Here is a 4,059-nt window from a genome sequence, read left to right on the forward strand (position 1 = left end):
GGGTGAGGGCGCCGTTGGTGGTGAATGGGGCGCAAGGCTTTATTGTTGCATTACCTGAATTCCCTTTAACTATATGTGAAGACTGTTTACAGCGTGCGGCAGAAAATGGTAGTCCTTTTGCAATATTAAATAAATAGAGGAAATCAAATGAATTATCAAGAAGTAATCCAAGTTGTCAGTAAATTTTTAAGTACAGATACTTCACAAAACCTATATTTATTATTTGATAATAGTCAATTAAAAAAGAAATGGCGTTCCAACTTTGTCATGAATAAGGGGATTCCGATATGGAAGAATATCTTAAAAATGGAAGATGAAACACTCTCTCCAGTTTTATTTGAGTTGGATAGACAGAATTTCGTCTACCAAATTGAGAAAATTTGTAAAAAAATACTTGATTCTCCGGTATATAGCATAATTATCTCTCCTTTGTCATCGAAGAAATTAGCAGAACATTTGGGACAATATTCTTTATGTCAGACTCAAGATGATCAAGTACTGATCCTACGGTTCTTTGATACAAGGATTCTTCCTATTTTGAAAAAAGCATTATCTGATGAGCATCGGAAGTATTTTTTTTCTCCTATCATAAAGTGGTTCTATCCTGATATAGTTGGAGAATGGCATTTGATTGAGAATCAACCTGTCAACAATGTTTCTAAATTAAAAGGAATTTTGGAATTAACTAATGTTGAATATGAAAATATTTTGGATGAGACAATCCCCTATACCGTGTTTTTAGAGATTTGTGAATATTTGATACGGTCAGAAGATATAAGCGGAAATATTAAGTCTAAGCTCTGGAAAGATATCAATAATGAATTAGGAAAAGAAGATATTACTTCCTCATTATTTTTAATAAACGAATTTATTGAGCAATATTCTCAGTCATTACCGAATAAGTTGGAACAATGGAAGAGTTCTTTTAGATAGATTTTAATATCAAGAAATTGTTTAGAATATTTTAAAGGATAACAATGAACATTTATCTTTTTTCATTTGCCTTGTTTCATGTTTATATTTTAATGCTTTTAATTTTGATTGTTATTGTAACCCTACCTAAGTTTGCTCGTATTCGTAAAAAGTCTAGTATTTTTCTGGTTATACTCTTAATAGGTGGTGTACTGTTTTTTGTTCCTATTTTCTTCCTTGATACTTATGCCGCATCACTATCTGGGCCAAACGGAAGAACTGTGTGGGAGGATGGTTATCAAGAATTAAAGAATGTAGCTGTACAAGAAATTAAAAATAGAGAAAGTGTTAACGTATCAATTACCCCCATTAATTATTATGCGGATCGTTATATTAATTATAAATTATATAATATAAGTGATAAACCTTCTTCTAATATTTCAGCTTATGAGCCATTAGAATTAAAAGGGTATTTTGCAGTTGATGCCGGGCATAATATTAAACCTTTGCAGGTAGAAGGAAAAAAATGTTGTATACAAGTCTTTAAAGGTAACAGTAAAAAAAATCATTTTTTATTAAAATGGGAAGAAAAAATGGTTTCAGAAGATACCCCTAGTCAATATTATAGTCAAGAATTAATTCTATCTGATAATCTTCAGTATGATGATATACATATGGTTTTTTTAGAAGGTCATAGAGCAGAATTAAGGATAAGAAGTAATAAGGAAGATCATCCATTGTCATATGACGATCCTCTAACGGCATGCTTGAGTCGACATAATAAGGCATTTTGTTATAAGAATTTACCACATTATGTTAATAATGATGACAATATTGCAAAACAAAATAGAATAAGATGCAGAGTATTGCAAAATATGAAAGAAAAAAACAATAAATATTATGATTCATGGACTTATCAAGACTGTTTAAACTGGCAGAAAGAATGTCTTAGTCAAAATTGGAAATGGAATGTAAGTAACAAAAGAATGTGTGAAATTAATTGGCGCTCGCCAGAGTATGGAGAATGAAATGGCAATTTTAAAATTTGCAGATAATTGTCCTAAGGACCCATTTGATTTGTCTAAAGAACAAATCAATATTATTAAATCTCGTAAAAAACTACAGCCGGGAGGTAAAGATGACAAAGGCCGAGCTTGCCCAACTTGTGCGAAGTATGCTCATATTGGGATTTTTTTTGATGGGACCAATAACAATAAATACTTTGATATAGCGAGTCAAAGTCATAGTAATGTAGCAAGGTTGTATGACATATTTCCTGGGCAGGGTATTTTAACTCCAGAACAGATTAAGCAAACAGCAACGGTTTATTATGATAGTGAATGGGAAAATAGAGCTATTCCTGTATCACAAATGAAATTTGCTATTGATAAAGATCCAGAATATTTTCCTGAGGCTCTTGCATATCAAAGTATGTATCGAAAAATTTATATACCTGGGGTTGGTACGCCTTTTAGGCAAGTTGGAGATAATAATGCTAATGAAAATAGTAATCAAATGGGGGAGGCTTTAGCAAATTATGGCGATGCACGTATTATCTGGGCAATGTTACAAGTGTTAAATCTTTTGATGGTAATGAGTGGTAATTCAGAAATCCCTGCAAATACACTGAATCTTATGGCGCAAAGAGTAGATGGAAGTAAAACAAAATTTCTCCAAGAGCTGTACCCTTACACTGATAGATTACAAAATAATAAGCAACCCAGAATTGAAGCAGTTAATCTTTATGTATTTGGTTTCTCTCGAGGGGCAACGGCTGCACGTTCATTTTGTACACGTATGAATACTTATTTGTCAGGACTAAGTATCAAATTTCGAATAAATATCAAATTTCTTGGTTTATTTGATACTGTCGCTTCAGTCGGAAGCGCACATTCGTCCCGTGCACTGCACGGTAAAGAAGACGGTCATCATTCATGGGCTGCAATGAATTTGATGTTTCCTTCGGGAATAGATAAAACAGTACATTTGGTTGCAGCCCATGAAGCGCGCGGATCGTTTCCAATTACGTCGATAGCAGGAATGAAGGGTGAAGAAATCGTTTTTCCTGGAGTGCATTCGGATGTGGGTGGTGGTTATGCTAAAACAGAACAGGGAAAATCTGTAAATGTGGATTCTGATACAGGCAAATTATCACAAATTCCTTTATCTGTTATGTATCGGAAAGCTATCATAGCAGGTGTCCCATTTTTGCTTCCTTCGGAATGTAAAAGTCAAGCAATTAAAAACATAATGAAAGTTGATCCTATTTTAATTAGGGATTTTAACAATTACCGTGAGAATACCGATATAAGTGGCGAAAACTTGAGAGATATGATCCGCAAACAGTATGCATTCTATATCCGCTGGCGGAAAATGCGGTATGGGACGCTAGAAAAAGTAATGAGTGCAAATTTGGCCAAAGTTGAAACCAAAAGGATGAAGGAAAGGGATATTGCTGACTTGAGGGATGCGGAAAAAAGATTGAAGCTGGAATTGTTATTTTTAAACGGCCGCCTAGATCCTACGACAGGAATGCCATATCGAACATCACAGGAAAAATTGAGCGGTGAAAGGGCATTATTAGGAGGAATCGTACAGATGGCGGAAAAGCTCAAGCAGTGGGAAAAAGAAGGTATCAAAGAAATTTGGAACGACAAAGCACCTCCGCAGGCGGCCATCAAAATGTTTGAGCAGTATGTACATGATTCTATCGGTTGGTTCAGAGCGGAGCCTGCCGAATCGTGGGGGTATCTGAGATGGCGGACGGTACTGCCATTGTCGCATATTGAAAGAGTCGAAGCAGAAGCGATGAAACAGGCACAAAAAGAGAAAGACCAACAAATAAAAAATATGCAGAATAATTTTCCGAATAATGTGAATGTGAACGATATTATTCGTCAAGCAACTTTCAACTAAATCAATGTCGAATTAAAAAGATAAGAGTAGTAGAGGCCGAAACCTTTTTAAATACTCTCTTCAATCAACAGCCGAACCACAAACATAGGTTTCGGCTGTTTCCATTACACATTTCCCTCTTTTATTTTCTTTAGATACCTGATAATCGGGTATCTAAGCTACCTTCCAGACGACAACAGAGGGGAACGGTCGATGTATTTGGCAATCATGGCTTGGGCGGTTTGCTGGAAG

Annotated in this window: 3 protein-coding genes; all 3 read left to right on the top strand. The window is 35.1% G+C overall.

Annotated elements, in window-relative coordinates:
• The first annotated feature begins 147 nt into the window (after positions 1–147).
• The 3 genes from HMPREF2700_RS00545 to HMPREF2700_RS00555 are packed head-to-tail and all read left to right on the top strand — an operon-like array spanning position 148 to position 3,828.
• On the top strand, positions 148–933 hold the full coding sequence (locus HMPREF2700_RS00545) for a DUF4123 domain-containing protein (RefSeq protein WP_070589176.1): 786 nt from the start codon (positions 148–150) through the stop codon (positions 931–933).
• 44 nt (positions 934–977) lie between these two features.
• Positions 978–1,940 (top strand): hypothetical protein, encoded by a 963-nt coding sequence (locus tag HMPREF2700_RS00550; RefSeq protein ID WP_070589179.1) that lies wholly within the window; start codon positions 978–980, stop codon positions 1,938–1,940.
• A gap of 1 nt (position 1,941) precedes the next feature.
• On the top strand, positions 1,942–3,828 hold the full coding sequence (locus tag HMPREF2700_RS00555; protein WP_210389837.1) for a T6SS phospholipase effector Tle1-like catalytic domain-containing protein: 1,887 nt from the start codon (positions 1,942–1,944) through the stop codon (positions 3,826–3,828).
• Positions 3,829–4,059: the final 231 nt, after the last annotated feature.

Origin of the sequence: Neisseria sp. HMSC068C04, from assembly GCF_001810105.1 — a bacterium.
Classification (GTDB): Bacteria; Pseudomonadota; Gammaproteobacteria; order Burkholderiales; family Neisseriaceae; genus Neisseria; species Neisseria flavescens_B.